This window comes from Rhodococcus pseudokoreensis (assembly GCF_017068395.1).
Classification (GTDB): domain Bacteria; phylum Actinomycetota; class Actinomycetes; order Mycobacteriales; family Mycobacteriaceae; genus Rhodococcus_F; species Rhodococcus_F pseudokoreensis.
This window is the reverse complement of sequence record NZ_CP070619.1, coordinates 8,144,600-8,163,733: the sequence shown is the minus strand read 5'-3', so window position 1 is coordinate 8,163,733 and position 19,134 is coordinate 8,144,600. Positions and strand designations below refer to the sequence as shown.

The following is a 19,134-nucleotide window of genomic DNA, read 5'->3' as shown; positions in this document are numbered from 1 at the left end:
CCTCCGAGGGCGGGCGCCGACACCGCGACCCCGTATGTAGTCGTGAACGACCGTGAAACGCGTCGACCCCTGTCAGGAGGGTGCAATGCCGATTGATACCGAGACCCTCCGGGTCGCCGACAATACTCATCGCAACCGGTTCGAACTCGAGGTGCGGAACGAACTCGTGGGAATCCTGGGCTACGTCGATCTGCGCTTCCTCACAGAACCGCTCTCGCTCGAGGACCGATCCGGACCGCGGTCGCACGGTGTCGTGATGTCCCTCATGCACACGGTCATGGCGGAGGAGTTCGAGGACTCCGGCCTTGCCACCGTCCTCGTGCGGCAGTCGCTGGAAATCGCCCGCGGCTACGGATGGACGGTGCGGCCGGTCTGCCCCTACGTTGCCGAGTTTCTCACCGCCCACCCGGAGTACCACGATCTGATCGCGGACGTGTCCGCGTAGTGACGACATCCGCCTGTGCGGCCGGGGAAACGCTTCGGACGCACAGGCGGCAGCGGTGAAGTCAGAGCAACGAACTCACGTTCGCTGCAGTGTCGGAAACCTGCTTTCCCCACCATGGCACACGATTCTCGTCGAAACGGGTCTCCGGCATCGAGATGCCGATGCCACCGACCGGGCAACCACCCTCCCCCAGCACGGCGGCCCCGACAGCACACACTCCCATCCGATTCTGATTGACGTTCACCGCATATCCGACTCGGCGGATTTCGTCGATCTTCTTTCGGATCGATTCGGGGTCCGTGTCGGTCTGCGGGGTCAGTTGCTGAATCGGGCTGGACAGAATCCTGTCGACCTCGTCGTCCGGCAGGCGTGCCATGATCGCCATTCCCCCTGAAGTGTGGGGTAGCTGCCAGGTGCTGCCGACCTTGATGAAGGTGCGGACCGCCTGATGGGAATCCATGCGTTCGATCTGAACCACCCGCTCCACACCGTCGCGAATCTGGAGCGTGATCGTTTCGTTCGTCAGATCCCGCAGCTCACGCATCGGCTCGAGCGCGACGGTTCGCAAGTCGCCCTTGTCCCAGCCTTTTCGGCCCACGGCCAGTGCCCGCGAGGTGAGCTTCCATTTTGTGTACTCGCTGTCATCGCTGCGGATCCATCCGGCGGACGCGAGTGCCTGGAGAGTTCGCTGGACGGTCGATTTCGGCAGCTGAAGAGTGCGTGACAGTTCGCCCACTCCGACCGGCTGGCTCTCCGCCACGGCCTCGAGTACGCGCAAACCTCGTTCGATGCCTTGCACCTGCTGCTCCTCTCCCTCGACCGCCACGGAAACCGGCACCGCTGCGGTGAACATTCGACATACTGTGCCGATTATCGGCACAGTATGTCGAAATGTCCAGCCCTCGGCCGCAGCTAAAGGCTCACGGCCGACCGGCCTCGGCGACCACACCGACGCCGACCGCGGTCGAATCCCCCGCGAGAATCTTGAAGACACCCGCCGCCGTGGCCACCACCGACTCGTTCACCCGCAGATCGGAGTCCGCGAAAACGATCGATGCCGTACGCCGCACGATACGGGGCGAGCTCGTCAGGAGGTCACCGACCCGGACTGTGCCGAGGAAATTGACACTCAGTTGCACTGTCGCCATGTTCTGAGTGCCTGTTTCGTCGAGGGCGGTCGAGCCGAGGGCACGGTCGGCGAAGGCCATGATCAGTCCCCCTTGGACGACTCCTCGAAGGTTGCGATGCTTTGCCTCGCACCGCAGTCCGAACTCTCGCACACCGTTCTCGTTGTCGCGCAACAGTAGTGGACCGATCAGGCCGATGAAACCGCCGTCGGGCACCTCGACCCATCCGACTTCGCTCACGCCGAACCTCTACTTCCGTCCTTGTTTCGTTCTCACATGCGGAGCCGCCGACGGCGAGGTTGGAGGAACTCGTCCGCCGGCGGCTCCACGAGGCTGCGCGGGCCCTGTAGCGTGACCACAGAGGCACCGGGGCCGCACGCAACCGGTCAGCGCCCTACTGGCTGGCCGACAGCACCTTCGACGGCACGGCCGCGTCACGGATTTCCCACAGCACCGGCTTGATGCAGCGGAAGAACTGGGCTGCATCCTCGCTCATCGGGAAGTGTCCGAGCCCAGCCATCGGAACGACCTTCGCACCCTCGATCTGCGCGCCGAGTTCGTCGGCTTCCTCCGGTCCCGTCGCGAAGTCGTATTCGCCGTTCAGGATGTACACGGCAGTCTTCGTCGTGTCGATGTCCTTTGCCGTTTCCCGAAGATCGTGTTCGACGCTGTAATAGTGCAGGTCGCCCTTGAAGACCGGCGGAGAACCCTGACTGTAGACCCAGGTCGTTTCCCGGCGGCCGACCTCGGGGGCCGTCGGCGAGGTGAGCGCGTACATCGCCGCCGGCTTCGAGTCGTTGCTGATCTCGGGGTGGAACCAGTAGTCGAGGTAGTACCCGGGCGAGTGCAGGGCCGCTTCCAGGGCGATCACGGCACGGAACACTCCGGGGTAGTGCAGGGCCAGGTCGGGGGCGAGATTGCCTCCCATCGAGCTGCCCATGTAGACCGCGTCCTCGCAGTCGAGAGCCTCCGCGAGGGCCACGACGAACTTCATGAAGAAGTCCTGGGTCAGGTTGTACTCCTGCTCCCACCACCGCACCGAGAGCGGCGGCAGCGACCGCCCATGGTACGGCAGGTCCCAGGTGATCACGCGGAAGTTCGACGTGATCTCCTCGTCTTCGAGCAGATGACGATACTGACGCCCGTCACAGCCGGCGGTGTGCTGGAGAAGCAGCGGAATTCCCGAGCCGCTCTCCTCGTAATAGACCCGGTACTCGGTGTCGTCGATCGTGAGATGGACATACCGCCCGACTGCCTTGTCGAACTTCGTCGCGGTCATTTCGCCTCCTCGGCAACGTTGGTGAAGGTACGCATGAAATCGAACAGTCGCCGAAGCGCGGCGTAGTAGGCGAAGAACATCTTCATGTCTCCCCCGTAACGGAAGTTGTGCCGGGTGACTGCCGAAAAGAGGTCCTGATAGAACGGCTGCGGCACCCGCTCGAAGAACTTGCCCCATTCTTCGACAGGCGCCGAGATCTCGATGTCGTAGTTCCGCGACACCGTCATGAGGTTGTTGCCCGCAGGCGCCCCCATGGAGTCGAGTCGACCGTCACGAATCACCAGCACATAGGTTTCATCGCCGATCTCCAACCGGACGGTGGCGTTCCAGAAGCGTGCCGCAATCTTGAATTCGGGATCCAAGTTGAGCGCCTCGGTGAACCTCTCCGTGTCCACAAATGGCATGGCCTATCCCTTTCTAGGAAGTCGCTGTTCGACCTGCGATCACACGCAGGCGGCGTGGGGTTCGCGAGACAGGCGGACCGCAGATCCCCGAACGAGCTGTGCCGTTCAGCGGTACGCCGTGTCAGTTTCGAGTATGTGCACTGCCTCACACTTTGTCAATACCGCGATAGGGTCGTTCGGTTCCCAGTCCTCAAACCGACTACCCGGATTGTGTGCAGGCGCCGTCGCGCATCGGCTCTTCGCACGAAGCAGGAAGAAAAGTCCTTCCGCAGCAACGGATCCCGAGACGGGCGGTGACGGGCGCCGCAGTTCGAATATCCGATGGAAAAACGCAATCGCGAACATGGCGAATCTGATCGCCGAAGCCATCGACGACGCCGGCAACCGATCTAGAACTGCCCCTCAGCGGGCTCCCAGTTGACAATCAGTTCCACGAGGCCGGGAAAGCGGTCGTCGAGGTCCTCGAGGCGGACTCGGCTGCGCCGCTCGAGTCCGTGCTGCCGCTGTCTGATGACGCCCGCTTCCCGGAGGGCTTTGAAGTGATGAGTGAGGCTCGACTTCGGCCGGTCGAAGCCGAACCAGCCGCAGGTGTGATCGTATTCTTCGGACCCGGTCAAGAGCTGCTTGACGATTGTCAGCCTCAGCGGATCGGCAAGAACACTCATGACCCGCTCCAGGCGTATCTCCGACGCCGCCGGTTCGGGCAGCGGGCACGGCAGGGCGACATCTTCACTGCTGCTCGTGCGATACGTCGGCGCGAGGTGGGCCATAGATCCAGCATAGCGTCAGTACGATTCTTGTCGTACCGTATCTGTACGAGAATTCTCGTACCGCTACGACCTGCATCGAACAGCTGCGGGTAGAGGAGACAGCGATGGCAACGACTTCCACCGACTCGAAAGGCCTGGGATGGTGCCTGGCTGCCGCAAGCACGGTCACTGCCGTGTTCGTGCTGTCGAACGCGCCCACCCCGCTGTATACGCGCTGGCAAGCGGAATGGAAGTTCACTTCCGGAACCTTGACGATCGTTTTCGGGGCGTACATGGTTGGTCTGATCGGGGCTCTTCTCGTCACCGGGAAACTTGCCGATCGGTACGGGCGGAAGGTCGTGCTCGTCCCCGGTCTGATCGCCGCGGTCACCGCATCGGGCCTTTTCCTGTCTGCCACGAACGTCATGTGGTTGCTGGCGGCGAGGCTGCTGGCAGGTGCCGCCGTCGGCGCGGCCGTCACCGCAGGCATGTCGGCGACGGTCGATCTCGCCCCGGAACACCGGCGCCGGACCGGATCGATGATCGCTTCCGCTGCAATGGTATTCGGCGCCGGACTCGGACCCCTCCTGTCCGGGACGCTCACACAACTCATCGACACTCCACAGTCGTGGATATTCGGAATCGTGCTCGCCGTGACGTCCCTGACACTGGTGATCGCGATCCGGCTGCCCCTCCCCCGGCCGAGTGTGGACGACGGCCCTGTCGAACGCCTTTGGTCGTGGCCGTCCGTGCCTCACCCGAATCGGCGTGAACTTGCGTGGGGAGTAGCAGCATTCGCCCCCGGAATCACCGCGACCTCGTTCTTCCTCTCACTCGGACCCACGGTTCTCGCCGACGGCATCGACTCCCCCAGCCCACTTCTCGCCGGCGCCACGGCGTGCGGCATGTTTCTCGTTGCCACCGGAGTCCAGTTCGCCCTTGCTCATCTGCGTACGAGAACCCATCTCGCTTTGAGTTCCTCCGCCGCGTTCGTCTCGATGGTGACGCTCACGGCGACCGTCACCGTCTCTCCGACACCGGCACTGTTCGTGATCGCCGCACTTCTCGCGGGCGCCGCGCAGGGCCTCGGCCAGCTTGCGGCACTCACGCTGATCGGCACCCGGATTCCCTCGCATCACGGCGCCGAAGCCAACGCGGCTCTGAACATCGCCGGTTACATCCCCGCGGCGCTGCTACCTGTCGGAACGGGCTACTTGATCCAATTCGCACCCTTCGGCACGGCCGTCGCCACCTTCACCGCAATTGTCATGGCGTGCTCGCTCACCGCGCTGATCACCGTACGAGTCGGCACCGCCGACCACCTGGTGTCACCCACTCCGGGATCGACACCGCGGAACTCCGCCGAATCCCTTGCCCACCGTCGATACGACCGCGACCCGACGTGCCTCCCCGGAGTCAGCGGGCCGACGCCGCCGTCGACCCTTGTCAGGAGCTCCGCTGAGGGTCTTGACTGAAACGTGGGTCTCGATCGCTCACGATGACAGACAGGAATGATGCAGATGCCTACCCACAAGGCAGTTCACGTCCAGTCCCCCGGCGAGCCGCTGACACTCGTCGACGTCGAAACGGAATCGCCGCCGCGCGACCACGTTCGCATAGCCGTCTCCGCATGCGGCGTGTGCGGCACCGACCACGCATTCGTCAACGGCGCGTTCCCCGAGATGTCGTGGCCGTTGACGCTGGGACACGAGATCGCCGGAACCATAGCCGAACTCGGCGCCGGCGTCGACAACTACGCCGTCGGCGATCGCGTCGGGGTGGGTTGGTTCGGTGGGCACTGCAATCAGTGCATCCCGTGCCGCAGGGGGACCTTCATCTATTGCGAGAAGTTGCAGGTGCCGAGCTGGCAGTACCCCGGCGGATACGCCGAATCCGTGACGGTTCCCGCCAACGCGCTTGCCCGGATTCCGAGCGAACTGTCCTTCACCGAGGCCGCGCCCCTGGGCTGTGCCGGGGTCACCACGTTCGACGCGCTGCGGAAGACACGGGCCGTTCCGGGTGACCGCGTCGCCATCCTGGGAATCGGCGGACTCGGCCACCTCGGTGTGCAGTTCGCCCGGGCGATGGGCTTCGAGACGATTGCCATCGCTCGTGGCGCCGACAAAGCCGACGACGCTCGCCAGCTGGGCGCCCATCACTACGTCGACTCCACCGCCGGCGACGTCAGCGAAGCATTACGCGCACTCGGTGGCGTGTCGGTGGTCCTGGGGACCGCGGCAAACTCGAAGGCGATGGGTGCCGTGGTCGGTGGGCTGCTTCCGCTCGGCGAGCTCACCGTCGTCGGTGTCACGCCCGACCCACTGCCTATCAGTCCCCTGCAGCTGATCACCCCCGGCGTCAACGTCACCGGTCACCCCTCCGGCACCGCCCGCGACGTCGAGGAGGCGATGCAATTCGCGGTCCTGTCCGGCGTGCGCGCACGGATCGAGGAGCGGCCCCTGAGCGAAGCCGCGGAGGCCTACGCCGCGATGGAGGAAGGGCGGGCGCGCTATCGCATGGTCCTCACCATGTGACCGTTCCCGGGCTGTCGACCGTCTTCAGCGGAGTTCGTTGCCGCCGCGCCGCTCGACGCCCAAGGTGACGGAAGGTCCGTGGAGTTTCTCGTACGCCGCCTTTTCGGCGTCATGACGGGACGCCTTCTTCGGGTTCTCCAGATCGGGCGGCAGTCCGTGCCTCTCGAGGCGTCGAGATCGGTTCTGCGCCATGTACGACACCGCATAGAACACGGCGAGAAGCACGCCGAGCAGGACCATGGAGGCTCGCAGCCCGAGCGGTCCCGGGAACAGGAAGAACACGGCGAAGACCGGAACGAACGGGACCATGCTGCGGACGAGGTGCCGGGGAACGGCCCAGTCACCGACCAGGTCGTTGCGGACCCAGTCCTGCATGGAGTCGGGAAGTTTGCGGCCTACCGCGTAGCCCAGCCACTGCAGGGGTCCGGGCCGTGTTCGTTGCGTCTTTCGCGACATGACAACTACCTGTTCATGTTGTGCTGAAATCGAATTCGACATGGTTGTCCTCACTGATCGAGCGCGCCCGCTCTGAGCGCAGCCTGATTGACGCGGGTGAGAACGTCGTGCAGTTCCTCGAGTTCGGCCAGGCTGACGCCGAGCTTTTCGATCACGGCGGGCGGAATCTTCAGCGCTTCCGCCCGCAGCGCAGCACCGGCTTCGGTCAACTCGACATCCAATTGCCTCTCGTCGGCCCGACTGCGGGTGCGCGTGATCAGTCCGGATGCCTCGAGGCGCTTGAGGAGCGGCGAGAGGGTGGGTGAATCGAGTTGCAGTGCGGTCCCGATCTCCTTGACCGCCATCGGGGCCTTCCCCCAGAGGGCGAGCATGACCAGATACTGCGGATGCGTCAGCCCCATCGGTTCGAGCAAGGGGCGGTAGACGGCGAGCACCGCCCGGTTCGCGATCGCGAGCGCGAAACACACCTGCCGGTCGAGAGCGAGTAGATCGTCGCCGGCCTTACCCTGCTGCACGTCTGCGGTCATGCGACCAGGCTACCAGATTGATTCGTGCAATAACTAATATTGCACGAATCAATCTGGTGCTCGTCAAGGCAGACGCGCAACGAGTGCCTCGAGTCCGGTTCGCGGCCCGGAGAAGAAGGGCGTTTCCAGCCGAACGTGCCGGCGCGCGTCGGTGGCGCGAAGGTCTCGCATCATGTCGACTATCCGGCTCGGGTCCGGAGCCTCGAAGGCGAGGATCCACTCGTAGTCGCTCAATCCGAAGGAACTCACGGTGTTGGCACGCACATCCGGGTAGGCACGAGCCGCTCGGCCGTGCTCGGCGAGCTGCCGTCGCCGTTCGGCGTCCGGCAGCAGATACCACTCGAGCGATCGGTTGAACGGGTACACGCACACGAACTGCCCCGGCTCCTCATCGGCCACGTATGCAGCGATATGGCTGCGATTGAATTCGGCCGGCCGGTGGAGCGCGGCCGCACTCCAGACCGTCGTACACGCTCGCCCGAGTCGGCAGCGCCGAAAGCCCGAGTAGGCCGCCTGCAATCCTTCGACGGTGTCGGCATGCGTCCAGATCATGAAATCGGCGTCTCCACGCAGTCCTGCGACGTCGTAGATTCCGCGGAGCACGACACCGGACTCGGCAACTCCCTCGAAGTAGGCGCGGGCATCCTTCACGACCTCAGCGCGCGCATCCGGAAGCGCGCCGGGGACCACCTGGAACACGGTGAACATCATGAACCGCACGCGTTGGTTGAGTTCGACGAAGCGAGAGCCGATCAAGGCAGGTCACCTCTCGACCGGGACGCCGACCAACGAGCCGTACTCCACCCAGGAGCCGTCGTAGTTCCGGACCTCGGGGTAGCCGAGCAGTTCGTGGAGCACGAACCAACTGTGCGCCGATCGCTCGCCGATTCGGCAGTAGACGATGATGTCCTTCGTGTCGTCGAGACCGGCGTCGGCATACAGGGCGCGGAGTTCGCCGTCGCCGAGGAAGGTGCCGTCGTCAGCGGCAGCCTTGGACCACGGCACGTTGACAGCGGTCGGGACGTGCCCAGGAACCTGGGGTTGTTCCTGTGGGAACTGCGCCGGAGCGAGGATCTTGCCGGCGAATTCGTCGGGAGACCGGACGTCGACGATGCTCTTCTTTCCGATCTGCTCGATCACCTCGTCGCGGTGCGCGCGGATTCCCGACACGGGCTCGGACGCGACGTAGTCGGTAGCCGGTCGGGCGACAATATCGCTCGACAACGGCCGGCCGTCGAGCTCCCACTTCTTGCGTCCGCCGTCGAGCAGCCGGACGTCGCGGTGGCCGTAGAGCTTGAAGTACCAGTACGCGTAGGCCGCGAACCAGTTGTTGTTCCCGCCGTAGAGGATCACCGTGTCGCCGTTGGCGATTCCCCGCTCGGACAGGAGTTTCTCGAACGATCGCCGGTCGATGAAGTCGCGGCGTACGGGATCTTGAAGGTCGCGTTTCCAGTCGATCCGGACGGCACCGTCGATGTGGTTCTTCTCGTACTGGGTGGTGTCCTCGTCCACCTCGACGAGGACGACGTCGGGGTCGTTCCCGTGTTCGACGACCCAGTCGGCGTCGACCAGGAAATTGCTTCTGCTCATCGTTCATCCTTCACATCGTAGAAATCGAGGCGTGCACATATTATTAATGCACGATCTATTCGCCTACGCTACAGTTTCGGCCACACAGTTTCGACAGGAGCACCGGATGACAACACCGACGACCCGTCCTGCCCGAGCGAAGTCCCCGCGCCCGGAGGGGCAATGGGCGCAGGGCGATCGCGAGCCACTCAACGTGAACGAGCAGGTCAAGCAGGATGATGACGGCCTCAACGTGCGCAAACGGATCGAAGAGGTGTACTGCCGTACCGGTGTCGCCGGCATCGACCCCACCGATCGGCGAAGCCGGTTCCGCTGGTGGGGGCTCTACACCCAGCGCGCACCCGGCATCGACGGCGGCCGAACCGCCACATTGCCGCCGGAAGAACTCGAGGACGAGCACTTCATGCTCCGCATCCGCATCGATGGCGGAGCACTGACCACCGAACAGCTGCGCGTCGTCGGCGAAGTCTCCCGACTGTTCGCCCGCGACACCGCGGACCTCACCGACCGCCAGAACATTCAGCTGCACTGGATCCGGGTCGAGGACCTACCCGAAATCTGGCGGAGACTCGAAGGGGTAGGCCTCACCACAGCCGAATCCGCAGGTGACACCCCGCGGGTGGTCCTCGGCTCGCCGATGGCAGGCATCGCCGTCGACGAGGTCCTCGACGCCACGCCCGCGCTGCGCGAGATCACCCGCAGATTGATCGCGAACCCCGAATACTCCAATCTGCCGCGCAAGTTCAAGACCGCCATCTCCGGACTCCAGGACGTCGTCCACGAAATCAACGATGTCGCATTCATCGGCGTCGAACACCCGGAACACGGTCCAGGACTGGATGTCTGGGTCGGCGGTGGCCTGTCGACCAACCCTCGCATCGGCGAACGGTTGGGCGCTTGGGTTCCGCTCGAGGAGGTGCCCGACGTGTGGATCGGCATCGTCTCCCTCTTCCGCGACCACGGTTATCGACGCCTGCGGGCGAAGGCACGCCTGAAGTTCCTCGTCGCGGACTGGGGTGTCGAGAAATTCCGCGACGTGCTCGAGAGGGAGTACCTCGGACACCCGATGATCGATGGACCCGCGCCAGAGCCGCTCGACGAGCCACGCGACCACGTCGGGATCCAGCGGCAGAAGAACGGGCTCAACGCCGTGGGAATCGCACCCGTCGTCGGCAGAGTCGGAGGCACCATGCTCATCGACCTGGCGAACGTCGCCGAATCCTCCGGATCCCGACGGGTCCGCATCACCCCGATGCAGAAGCTGGTCGTCCTCGACGTGCCCGACGAACAGATCGACCCACTCCAAACCAGTCTCCACAGTCTCGGATTCCCGGCGCGTCCGTCACCCTGGCGACGAAGCACCATGGCATGCACCGGCATCGAATTCTGCAAATTCGGGATCGTCGAGACCAAGGCGCGGGCCGCCACCATCATCTCGGAGATCGAGGACCGACTCGCCGACGTCCAGGATCGACTCGAGCACCCGATCACGTTGCACCTCAACGGGTGCCCCAACTCCTGCGCTCGCATTCAGGTCGCCGACATCGGCCTCAAGGGCATGATCGTCACCGACGCCGACTCCGAACAGGTCGAGGGATTCCAGGTTCATCTCGGCGGCAGTCTCGGACTGGACACGAGCTTCGGGCGCAAACTGCGCGGCCACAAACTACCCGCCACAGACGTGGCCGACTACGTCGAACGCATAGTTCGACGCTATGTGGCCGACCGTTCTCGCTCCGAGAGGTTCGCGAACTGGGTCCACCGCGCCACCGAGGCCGACCTCACATGATCCGACACCGCCCCGGCATCCTCGAGATCGACAGCTACGCTCCCGGTGACTCCGGATCCTCCCTGAGGCAAGCGGCGAGGCTCGCTTCGAACGAATCGCCCTTTCCACCGGACGACAGGGTGGTGGCGGCGATCCGCGCGAGCATCACCCGGGCCAATCGGTACCCGGACTTCGAGAGCACGGAACTGACCGAGGCGCTCGCCAGTCGGTGGCACCTGTCCCCCGATCAGGTGAGCGTCGACAGCGGATCCAGCAGTCTCCTGCGCAACATCGTCACCGCGTGCGCCGGCCCCGGAACTGAAGTCGTCTACGGCTGGCCCTCGTTCTCGAGCTACGAGCACACCGCGCTGCTCGCGGGAGCGACACCCATTCGCGTCGCGCTCACGCCCGACCACCGCCTCGATCTCACGCGCATCCTCGCCGCCATCAACGACCGCACACGAGTGGTGCTTCTGTGCCTGCCGAACAACCCGACCGGCACCACCGTCGACCACACCGCGCTCGAGGCCTTCATGGAGGCGGTACCCGAAGACCTGCTGATCGTCCTCGACGAGTGCTATCGCGCGTTCGTCACCGATCCCGACGCTGCGAGCGGCCCCAGACTCCTCGGACGATTCCCGAACGTCGTCGTACTTAAGTCGCTGTCGAAGTCCGCGGGATTGGCGGGACTGCGGATCGGCTATGCCCTGTCGTCCCCCGATATCGGCTCCTTGCTGCGGGCCGTACGCATCCCGTTCTCCGTTTCCGCGGTGGCTCAGGCGGCAGCCCTCGCATGTCTCGAACCCGCGGTGACGGCTGCCCTCGAATCTAACATCACTGCAACCGTGTCCGAGAGGAAGCGTGTGTACGACACGCTGACCAGAGCGGGGATCGAGGTAGTCCCCAGTCAGGCGAACTTCTTGTTCCTTCCCCACCAACACGGTGCACAGGAAAAAGTACGACTCCTGGCACAGGACGGTGCAGTTGTCCGGCTGGCGGGACCGCGGGAAATCAGAATCTCGATAGGCAGCAGGAGAGAGAACGACCACCTACTCTCGTGCATCGGCCCCCTGACCGAAGGGATGCAGAAGTCGTCACTTTCCGAATCCCACCTCACATGATCTTCTCGTCAGGCCATCTCGGGGACGTGCAGATGGGCGATCGCCAACTCGAACTCCGCCACTTCGAGGAGCCGAGCGCCGGACTCACACATTTCCGACGTTCCGATGCTCTCGGCCATTTCCCCGGTACCGCCCGCCGGGGCGCTGTCGAAGGTCATCGACGACACCATCCGGCCGGCGGCCGGATCGACGAGCAGACTCGCGCTGCAGAATCCTGCGAGCTCGTGCATGGCGGGCAGCGAGGACATCTTGTACACGTCGATCACACGGTCCAGGTGACCCGGCTCGACGTCGAGCCACGCGACCCGCACCCAGGCGCCCTGATGTGAGCGGTGGTCGCGGTGCAGGGCCGCGATGTCCCACCGCGAGACTGTCGCGGTGGCGTGGAAAACCTCGGCCATGCGGTCACGCAGCTTTCGAACAGGTGCTTCGCTCGCGCGCAGAGCCTCGTCGTCCGTCCAGGAACTGGTGGCGATGCACCGGCCGGAGCCTCGGTCGACCAGCAGGGACATTCCGGCGGATCCTGCGATGTCGGCAAGCGCGGGCATCACGGTGTCGCGCACATGCTTGATCCCCTCGTCGATGAACGACGGGTGCGCATCAAAGGTGGAAGAGCGTGCAAACACGGTGGCCATCCTTCTCCTCGGGCGGCGCCGCGTGGCGCCGACGTCCAATCCCCATCTCCCACACTCCTCCCCCTACGCGGGCGAGACAATGATCGACAGTGACAGACGAAACCCGAACGCCTACCCGTGCCGTGTGGAGGATTCACCCTCGGTGTAAATGGAGGGCTCGCCCTCGGCGTAAATGGAGGACTCGCCCTCGGCGAGTGCGGTCGCGTGGTCGATGACCACTCGCTTCCACCACGAATCGAGCGGGCTCGGGTCCGGCCAGACGACGGCGTCGGCGGTGAGCGACGACGTGGTTTCGCGGGGGAGGCTCGTTTCCGTTCCGGTAATCGTTTCGGGATCGGCCTGGATACCGCCGACCGCGCCCTGTTGCGTCAACTTGCCTGCGCGTGTCGGCGGGGAGGGAGTTGGGCGACCAGCTGCTCCCACTCGTCGAATCGAGCGGTGTCGGCCCTGCGCGGTCGGGGTGACGGGCCTGCCGCCAACTCGACCAGGCTCCGGGCAGCGCCGAGGACGGTGAGGTGGTGGCGTCGTGCAACGTCGAGAAGTTCGTCGAACGCCTGGGCGTCGGTGCAGCCGCGGCCTGCAATCAGAATGCCCTTGGCCGTACCGAGCAGTTCCCGGCCATCGGGGCGCCGTCGCGGAATCAGGCGCGTCGGGCTGGGGACTGGAGTGAGGGATGGTTCGGTGCTGTCCTCGATCATTCCGCGTAACTCCTTCGTTCTCGTGCATCTGCCGCCGGTGTGCCGACGATCCCGTCCGGACGCGAAATGTGAGTCACGTCACTGTTGATGCACGATCAGTTCTAGCGGACCGAGCCGCACCTGTCATCTAGACACATGTCCAACTCCACGGGCATTTGCCCAGGTGACACGGCACACGGTGCGATTCGCGACTAACATCACGATACCAACTTGTGACCTGTACCACACAGTAGCGTTATCTCGCGGCGTGATTGCACCGGGTTGGACACCATTTCGACCCACGAGCACGACACGGTCACGCGACCGGGGACGGCGTTAACGCATCAGACGCCGAAGCAATTCGGGGACGCCGAAACCCAAGCGGTCAGCCATTGCCGCTTCCATACCTGAGGGCTCGGCCGGCCGACCCCGAACACCCGCATGCGCCGTCTGTTCCGATCCCGTGGGGGGGCATTGGCCGACGTCCGTCGCGCGGCCCAGAAACAAACAACCCTTCACCCGAAATGGCGCCCATCTCTCGATCCATTGTTCAGATGAAAATGGACGGTTGTCAAATATCAATATGTGAGAATAATCCGAATTGATGAAACACTGCGAGATCGCGAACGCGATAAATGAAGTAGGCGGCGATCGACGATCACGTGGATTTCATCACCAGCCGAGGAGTGAATTCTGATGGGTTCTGCAGGAATCGACTTCAACGTCACATTCGAGGCGTTCCCGAAGTGGCTGAGCCTCACCCTCGGCGGCGGAATCGGCCTGGGCTGAGCAGCGAAAACGGCCCGACAAGCGGTGGCCAGGCTTTCCTGGGGACGGCCTGGCCATCATTCCGATCGCGATGTACGAAGATTTCGTCGGCAAGTCATGCCGCCGAAGGACTCGGACGCAAATAATTCGAAATTCACCCTCACTGCGCGTCGGAATAATTCGACCGTCGCGTGAGCAACTTTGAGCGCGATCGCCGAGAATTCCGGCGTCGCCAAAAGCGGGCTGTTCTGTTCTTTCTCCGCGAAAGAGGACCTCGCGCCCGGCGTGATCGACGGGGGTTCGTGCGGTCGAGCAGCGGGGAGCGACCGGTCGGCCTGTTTCGTCGCACGATCACGCACCGAATCACCCAGTCACTTCGGGCTTTTGACCGATTGAATATCCGTCGTTGGGGGTAGTCGGGATCGGTGCGGTGTGCGTCGAGCGACGATCGCCGTCCGGGTGAAGGGAGTCGACAACGATGACCACAGCAGGAGGGGGCCCGAGTTCGAGCAGCCTGGCCGACGTCATCGACACCATTCTGGACAAGGGCCTGGTCATCGACGCCTACGTACGGGTCTCGCTGGTCGGGATCGAACTGCTCACCATCGACGCCCGCGTGGTGGTGGCCAGCGTTGACACCTACTTACGCTTCGCCGAAGCGGCGAACCGGCTCGCGATCGGCAGCGAACCCAAGGGCCTGACCGATCTCGTTTCCGACGTCAAGGGCAGCGGCAGCACGAAGTCCAAGACGAAGGGCGTACTCGAGGGAGTGGGCGAAACGCTCAGCGAGCTGCTCGACGGCTCGGGCAGCAAACGCGAACCCGCACCACGCCGGAAGTGAACTTGTTCCCGGATAGATCCGCCCTCGACGGTGAAACCCGTTCGGGGGGACCGGTCGGTCCGTGACATCGGCCGCCTGATCGACTACAAATGAGACACTTGCTCGTCGCTGTCGGGGGCCGCGAGTTACACCAATCCACTCCAGCGCGATCTTTCGGGGAACGAACACTTTCCTCTAGGCACGCCTTGTTTCCGGGGAGGCGACCGCATGAGCACATCGCGGTCCTCACAGCCACGATCGGATGCCTACTGGCAACAGCAGGTGGTTGCAGAACTCCGTCCGCACCGAGGTTCGGAAACCCGGCCGCAGGCGCCCATCAACCGGCCCACCCTCGCCGACCATGGCCAGGCGGGCGGGGTACCGATGGAGCGGATTCTCCCCCAGACCTACACCGCGGACGGTGCGAGGTGCCGGCCGAGATAGGCGGCGGTGGCGGAGCCAGCCGACTCTGCGACGATCGCCGGCTGACCCGAGGCGATGATGCGGCCGCCGTTGTCTCCGCCGCCGGGTCCGAGATCGATCATCCAGTCCGCCGAGGCGATGACCGACATGTCGTGTTCGACCAGGACGACGGTGTTTTCTGCCGCGACGAGACGGCGCAGCACCCCCATGAGTCGGTCCACGTCGGCGGGGTGCAGTCCGGTGGTGGGTTCGTCGAGCACGTAGAGCGTGTGCCCGGATCGGACGCGCTGCAGTTCGCTGGCCAGCTTGACGCGTTGCGCCTCCCCACCCGACAGCGTGGTGGCCGATTGGCCGAGCCGCAGATATCCGAGACCCACCTCCACCAGCATGTCCAGGCTCTTCTTCGCGGCCGGGACGTGGTTCAGGAAGTCCCGGGCATCGTCGACGGTCATCCCGAGGACGTCGGCGATCGACCGGCCGTCGACCAGGATCTCGAGGGTCTCGGCGTTGTAGCGTGCGCCGGCGCAGACCGGGCACGGCGCGGAGGCCTCGGGCAGAAACAGCATGCCGATGGTGATCACACCGGCGCCCTCGCACTCGTCGCATCGGCCTCCGGTGACGTTGAACGAGAATCGGCCGGGACTGTATCCGCGCTCGCGGGCGGTGGGGTGTGCAGCGAAAAGCTTCCGGATCACGTCGAACAGTCCGGTGTAGGTTGCGAGATTCGAGCGCGGAGTCCGCCCGATCGGGGTCTGGTCCACCCGCACCAGCCGGTCGATGTGTCCGAGCCCGTGAGACGACACCACCGTCGGTTCGGTGGTGTCGCGGCCGTCGGCCATCACGGCCGTGGAGTCGTCGGCGTCGTCGCTGACGGTGTCGGGTCCGGGTTCGTCGTCGACGCCGAGGTGCCGGGCGACGACGTCCGTGAGCACGCGACTGACGAGCGTGGATTTGCCCGAGCCGGACACGCCGGTGACCGCGGTGAGCACCCCGAGCGGGATCCGCACGCTCAGATCCCGCAGATTGTGCATCGTGATTCCGGAGAGTTCGATCCACATGCTCGGCTGTGCAAGCTCCGGGCAATTGCCCGATTGTTCGAAAAGGTATCGGCGGGTGACGGATTCGGCGATCGCAGCGAGACCGTCCACCGGGCCGCTGTAGAGGACCCGCCCACCGTGCTCCCCGGCATCGGGGCCGACATCGACGATCCAGTCCGCCGCCCGGACGACGTCGAGGTTGTGTTCGATGACGAAGACGGAGTTGCCTGCCGCGCGAAGCCGCCGCACGGCAGCGACCAGCGCCTCGGTGTCGGCGGGGTGCAGGCCCGCGGACGGCTCGTCCAGGACGTACAGCACTCCGAACAGGCCCGACTGCAGCTGGGTGGCCAGCCGCAGGCGCTGAAGCTCCCCCGGCGACAGGGTGGTGGTCGATCGGCCGAGACTCAGGTATCCCAGGCCGAGCTCGGACAACCCCCGGAGGCGTCCGAGTAGGTTGTCCACCAACGCCTCCGATGCTCGGTCGGTAGCGTCGTCTGCGGGGGCATCGCGGGATGCGACGGCGGCTTCGAGGACCGTGGCCAGATCGGCCAGTGGCAGTTCGGTCGCGTCGGCGATGTCGAGGCCGGCGAACCGAACCGCTAGCGCCTCCGGTCGCAGCCGCTTACCGTCGCACGCGCTGCAGGGCCGGGAGACCAGGTATCGCGAGACCTTCGCCCGCTGGGTTGCGCTCTTCGTCGTCGCGAAGGTGTGCAGGACGTAGGTGCGGGCGCTCGAGAACGTTCCCTGATAGTCGCGCACCATCTTGCCCGGGTCGCGGATCGGTGACACCGTCACCGTGGGCTGCTCCTCGGTGGTGAGGATCCACTCACGTTGGTCTGCAGGGAGTTCCGACCAGGGGCGGTCCACATCGATCCCGAGGGTGTCGAGGATGTCGCGGTAGTTCTTCCCCAGCCACGCACCGGGCCAGGCCGCGACGGCGCCGTCGCGGATACTGCGGCTCGGGTCCGGGACCAGGGCGTCGACGTCGACGTCGTGGGTGCGTCCGAGTCCGTGACAGGTCGGGCATCCGCCTTCCGGGGTGTTGGGCGAGAAGGCGTTCGAGTCGAGGATGTCGGCGTCCGGCGGGTAGGTGCCGGCCCTGGAGAACAGCATGCGCAGCACGTTGGAGATGTGGGTGAGGGTGCCGACCGACGATCTGGCGGACGTGTGACCGCGGGCCTGCTGCAACGCGACCGCCGGGGGAAGCCCGGTGATGTCCCCCACCCTGGGTGCGCCGACCTGATCCATCAATCGGCGCGCGTACGGGGTGACGGACTCGAGAAAGCGTCGTTGCGCTTCGGCGTAGATGGTGCCGAAGGCCAACGACGACTTGCCCGATCCCGACACCCCGGTGAACGCGACGATGCAATCCCGGGGAATGAACACGTCGACGTGGGCGAGGTTGTGTTCGCGGGCGTCGAACACCTCGATGCCGGCGAATGCCCGGGCGGGTGATGGTTCGGCCGGCGGTCCGGGATCGAGGGTCGGCACAACTGCTCCAGGTGTCGGTTCGTGCTCGGGCAGGTCGGGTCCCAGTCTTCCTCGAGGGATGGAACGGGCGTCCCAGTGGTGCGTCGGGTCAGACGATGTTCGTCTCGCCTGCGCCGATACCGGTCTTCGCGAAGCGGCGCAGGGCGAACGAACCGATGTCGTACCCGGGCTCTCTACCGTGGTACAGGTCGCGCACGATCTCACCGGTCGCCGGTCCCATCAGGAAGCCGTGGCCGGAGTAACCGGTCGCGATGAGCAGGCCCTCCACCTCGGTGGATCGGTCGATGATCTGGTTGCGGTCGGGAGTGACCTCGTAGAGTCCGGCCCAGCCGGTGCTGATGCCGTAGTCCAGCACGGCCGGCACCCGGGTCTCGGCGATCGCGCCGAGACCCATCAGCCAATCCTCGAGTTCGAACCTGAGGTTGAATCCCTCGGGTTCGTCCGGGTCGGACCAGCCCAGCAACAGACCTTTGCCTTCGGGATGGAAATAGAAGTTCGAGGGAAAGTCGATGGTCAGCGACGGCGAGAACTCCGGCAGCTCGGACAGCGGCTCGGTGAACGCGATCTGCCGGCGGACGGGGACCACGGGGATATCCACCCCGACCATGGTCCCGATCTCCGCCGACCACGCCCCGGCGGCGCAGACCACGGTGCGCGTCGCGATACGTCCGTGTTCGGTGACCACGGCGGTGATGGTGCCGCCCGTGCTCTCGATGTCGGTGACCGCGCAGTGCCGGATGATGCGGGCACCGTGGCGACGGGCGGCCGCGGCGTACCCCATCACCACCGATTCCGGCGTGGCCTTGCCGTCTTCGGGGGACCAGGAGGCGGCGAGGAGCCCGTCGGTGCTGATGAGCGGCGAGATCTTCTTCGCCTCGTCGGGCATGATCATCCGGCTCGGAACACCGTGCCGGTTCTGCAGCGCCACGCTTTCGGTGAAGATGTCGACGTTGGTCTGGTCCGAGAGGAGGTAGAGGTAGCCGTCGCGGCCGAAGTCGATCTCCTGGCCGTAGTCCTGGGCGAACCGCGAATACACCTCGAGGCCGCGCAGTCCGATCGCGATGTTGGCCTCGTTACTGAACGACGCACGGACACCGCCGGCGGCCTTACAGGTCGAGCCGCAGGCCAACTCGTCCTTTTCCAGGAGGACGACATCGGAGACCCCGGATTCGGCAAGGTGGAACGCGATACTGGCGCCGATGACGCCACCGCCGATCACGACGACGGACGCCTGTTCGGGGAGTTCCTTGCTCATGTCGCTTCTTCTTTCCTGAAGAGTGATT

20 protein-coding genes are annotated in these 19,134 nt (G+C 64.9%); 6 read left to right on the top strand and 14 right to left on the bottom strand.

The genetic code is table 11. The annotated features are described in order from the left end of the window. Positions 1-85 precede the first annotated feature (85 nt). Positions 86-445 carry a GNAT family N-acetyltransferase gene (locus JWS13_RS42610; protein WP_206011086.1) on the top strand — a complete coding sequence of 120 codons (360 nt, stop codon included), beginning with the start codon at positions 86-88 and terminating at the stop codon, positions 443-445. A gap of 61 nt (positions 446-506) precedes the next feature. On the opposite strand, the gene JWS13_RS42605 is transcribed toward JWS13_RS42610, so the two are convergent. The 5 genes from JWS13_RS42605 to JWS13_RS42585 all read right to left on the bottom strand — a co-directional run bounded on the left by JWS13_RS42605 (position 507) and on the right by JWS13_RS42585 (position 4,025). Continuing rightward, positions 507-1,298: an IclR family transcriptional regulator gene (locus JWS13_RS42605; protein WP_241032525.1), complete on the bottom strand. Its 792-nt coding sequence runs from the start codon at positions 1,296-1,298 to the stop codon at positions 507-509. Between the two features lie 67 nt (positions 1,299-1,365). After that, positions 1,366-1,812: a PaaI family thioesterase gene (locus tag JWS13_RS42600; protein ID WP_206011085.1), complete on the bottom strand. Its 447-nt coding sequence runs from the start codon at positions 1,810-1,812 to the stop codon at positions 1,366-1,368. Between the two features lie 154 nt (positions 1,813-1,966). Beyond that, positions 1,967-2,851 (bottom strand): alpha/beta fold hydrolase, encoded by an 885-nt coding sequence (locus JWS13_RS42595; protein WP_206011084.1) that lies wholly within the window; start codon positions 2,849-2,851, stop codon positions 1,967-1,969. Next, on the bottom strand, positions 2,848-3,255 hold the full coding sequence (locus JWS13_RS42590) for a hypothetical protein (protein WP_087560687.1): 408 nt from the start codon (positions 3,253-3,255) through the stop codon (positions 2,848-2,850). Before JWS13_RS42590 ends, JWS13_RS42595 begins: the two co-directional genes overlap by 4 nt. 389 nt (positions 3,256-3,644) lie before the next feature. Next, positions 3,645-4,025, bottom strand: coding sequence for an ArsR/SmtB family transcription factor (locus JWS13_RS42585; RefSeq protein ID WP_206011083.1), 381 nt, complete (start codon positions 4,023-4,025; stop codon positions 3,645-3,647). A 104-nt stretch (positions 4,026-4,129) separates the two neighbouring features. Between JWS13_RS42585 and JWS13_RS42580 the strand changes: the two genes are divergently transcribed. Together JWS13_RS42580 and JWS13_RS42575 are read left to right on the top strand one after the other, a co-directional pair. After that, positions 4,130-5,479, top strand: a complete 1,350-nt coding sequence (locus JWS13_RS42580; protein ID WP_206011082.1) for an MFS transporter — start codon at positions 4,130-4,132, stop codon at positions 5,477-5,479. A gap of 45 nt (positions 5,480-5,524) precedes the next feature. Continuing rightward, positions 5,525-6,538 (top strand): alcohol dehydrogenase catalytic domain-containing protein, encoded by a 1,014-nt coding sequence (locus tag JWS13_RS42575; RefSeq protein WP_206011081.1) that lies wholly within the window; start codon positions 5,525-5,527, stop codon positions 6,536-6,538. A gap of 24 nt (positions 6,539-6,562) precedes the next feature. Here the strand turns inward: JWS13_RS42575 and JWS13_RS42570 are convergent, their stop codons facing one another. The 4 genes from JWS13_RS42570 to JWS13_RS42555 form a co-directional block, all read right to left on the bottom strand. Beyond that, positions 6,563-6,994 (bottom strand): DUF5313 family protein, encoded by a 432-nt coding sequence (locus JWS13_RS42570; protein WP_206011080.1) that lies wholly within the window; start codon positions 6,992-6,994, stop codon positions 6,563-6,565. 50 nt (positions 6,995-7,044) lie between these two features. After that, on the bottom strand, positions 7,045-7,521 hold the full coding sequence (locus JWS13_RS42565) for a MarR family winged helix-turn-helix transcriptional regulator (RefSeq protein WP_124394044.1): 477 nt from the start codon (positions 7,519-7,521) through the stop codon (positions 7,045-7,047). A 63-nt stretch (positions 7,522-7,584) separates the two neighbouring features. Then, positions 7,585-8,232, bottom strand: a complete 648-nt coding sequence (gene hemQ / locus JWS13_RS42560) for a hydrogen peroxide-dependent heme synthase (protein WP_206011931.1) — start codon at positions 8,230-8,232, stop codon at positions 7,585-7,587. A 51-nt stretch (positions 8,233-8,283) separates the two neighbouring features. After that, the gene (locus JWS13_RS42555) at positions 8,284-9,111 is read right to left on the bottom strand and encodes a sulfurtransferase (protein WP_206011079.1); all 828 of its coding nucleotides are present in this window, start codon (positions 9,109-9,111) and stop codon (positions 8,284-8,286) included. A 106-nt stretch (positions 9,112-9,217) separates the two neighbouring features. Between JWS13_RS42555 and JWS13_RS42550 the strand changes: the two genes are divergently transcribed. Together JWS13_RS42550 and hisC are read left to right on the top strand one after the other, a co-directional pair. Beyond that, on the top strand, positions 9,218-10,900 hold the full coding sequence (locus JWS13_RS42550) for a nitrite/sulfite reductase (protein WP_206011078.1): 1,683 nt from the start codon (positions 9,218-9,220) through the stop codon (positions 10,898-10,900). Next, positions 10,897-12,000, top strand: coding sequence for a histidinol-phosphate transaminase (hisC, locus tag JWS13_RS42545; RefSeq protein WP_206011077.1), 1,104 nt, complete (start codon positions 10,897-10,899; stop codon positions 11,998-12,000). Before JWS13_RS42550 ends, hisC begins: the two co-directional genes overlap by 4 nt. 8 nt (positions 12,001-12,008) lie before the next feature. Here the strand turns inward: hisC and JWS13_RS42540 are convergent, their stop codons facing one another. From JWS13_RS42540 to JWS13_RS42530, 3 genes are all read right to left on the bottom strand, one after another. Beyond that, positions 12,009-12,635 carry a hypothetical protein gene (locus JWS13_RS42540; RefSeq protein WP_206011076.1) on the bottom strand — a complete coding sequence of 209 codons (627 nt, stop codon included), beginning with the start codon at positions 12,633-12,635 and terminating at the stop codon, positions 12,009-12,011. 111 nt (positions 12,636-12,746) lie between these two features. Further along, positions 12,747-13,007: a hypothetical protein gene (locus tag JWS13_RS42535; RefSeq protein ID WP_206011075.1), complete on the bottom strand. Its 261-nt coding sequence runs from the start codon at positions 13,005-13,007 to the stop codon at positions 12,747-12,749. Next, the gene (locus tag JWS13_RS42530; protein ID WP_012687733.1) at positions 13,004-13,333 is read right to left on the bottom strand and encodes an ANTAR domain-containing protein; all 330 of its coding nucleotides are present in this window, start codon (positions 13,331-13,333) and stop codon (positions 13,004-13,006) included. Before JWS13_RS42530 ends, JWS13_RS42535 begins: the two co-directional genes overlap by 4 nt. A gap of 1,225 nt (positions 13,334-14,558) precedes the next feature. Between JWS13_RS42530 and gvpJ the strand changes: the two genes are divergently transcribed. Continuing rightward, positions 14,559-14,921 (top strand): gas vesicle protein GvpJ, encoded by a 363-nt coding sequence (gvpJ, locus tag JWS13_RS42525; RefSeq protein ID WP_206011074.1) that lies wholly within the window; start codon positions 14,559-14,561, stop codon positions 14,919-14,921. Positions 14,922-15,307: 386 nt separating this feature from the next. Here the strand turns inward: gvpJ and uvrA are convergent, their stop codons facing one another. Then, positions 15,308-17,851, bottom strand: coding sequence for an excinuclease ABC subunit UvrA (gene uvrA / locus JWS13_RS42520; protein WP_206011073.1), 2,544 nt, complete (start codon positions 17,849-17,851; stop codon positions 15,308-15,310). A gap of 88 nt (positions 17,852-17,939) precedes the next feature. After that, positions 17,940-19,106, bottom strand: a complete 1,167-nt coding sequence (locus JWS13_RS42515; RefSeq protein ID WP_206011072.1) for an NAD(P)/FAD-dependent oxidoreductase — start codon at positions 19,104-19,106, stop codon at positions 17,940-17,942. Positions 19,107-19,134: the final 28 nt, after the last annotated feature.

Coding starts and splice junctions, on each gene's coding strand:
- JWS13_RS42575 (WP_206011081.1), top strand. CDS start 5,525: ATGCCTACCCACAAGGCAGTTCACGTCCAGTCCCCCGGCGAGCCGCTG.
- JWS13_RS42595 (WP_206011084.1), bottom strand. CDS start 2,851: ATGACCGCGACGAAGTTCGACAAGGCAGTCGGGCGGTATGTCCATCTC.
- JWS13_RS42540 (WP_206011076.1), bottom strand. CDS start 12,635: ATGGCCACCGTGTTTGCACGCTCTTCCACCTTTGATGCGCACCCGTCG.
- JWS13_RS42515 (WP_206011072.1), bottom strand. CDS start 19,106: ATGAGCAAGGAACTCCCCGAACAGGCGTCCGTCGTCGTGATCGGCGGT.
- hemQ (WP_206011931.1), bottom strand. CDS start 8,232: ATGATGTTCACCGTGTTCCAGGTGGTCCCCGGCGCGCTTCCGGATGCG.
- JWS13_RS42565 (WP_124394044.1), bottom strand. CDS start 7,521: ATGACCGCAGACGTGCAGCAGGGTAAGGCCGGCGACGATCTACTCGCT.
- JWS13_RS42570 (WP_206011080.1), bottom strand. CDS start 6,994: ATGTCGCGAAAGACGCAACGAACACGGCCCGGACCCCTGCAGTGGCTG.
- JWS13_RS42585 (WP_206011083.1), bottom strand. CDS start 4,025: ATGGCCCACCTCGCGCCGACGTATCGCACGAGCAGCAGTGAAGATGTC.
- gvpJ (WP_206011074.1), top strand. CDS start 14,559: ATGACCACAGCAGGAGGGGGCCCGAGTTCGAGCAGCCTGGCCGACGTC.
- JWS13_RS42550 (WP_206011078.1), top strand. CDS start 9,218: ATGACAACACCGACGACCCGTCCTGCCCGAGCGAAGTCCCCGCGCCCG.
- JWS13_RS42555 (WP_206011079.1), bottom strand. CDS start 9,111: ATGAGCAGAAGCAATTTCCTGGTCGACGCCGACTGGGTCGTCGAACAC.
- JWS13_RS42610 (WP_206011086.1), top strand. CDS start 86: ATGCCGATTGATACCGAGACCCTCCGGGTCGCCGACAATACTCATCGC.
- JWS13_RS42580 (WP_206011082.1), top strand. CDS start 4,130: ATGGCAACGACTTCCACCGACTCGAAAGGCCTGGGATGGTGCCTGGCT.
- JWS13_RS42605 (WP_241032525.1), bottom strand. CDS start 1,298: ATGTTCACCGCAGCGGTGCCGGTTTCCGTGGCGGTCGAGGGAGAGGAG.
- hisC (WP_206011077.1), top strand. CDS start 10,897: ATGATCCGACACCGCCCCGGCATCCTCGAGATCGACAGCTACGCTCCC.
- JWS13_RS42590 (WP_087560687.1), bottom strand. CDS start 3,255: ATGCCATTTGTGGACACGGAGAGGTTCACCGAGGCGCTCAACTTGGAT.
- JWS13_RS42530 (WP_012687733.1), bottom strand. CDS start 13,333: ATGATCGAGGACAGCACCGAACCATCCCTCACTCCAGTCCCCAGCCCG.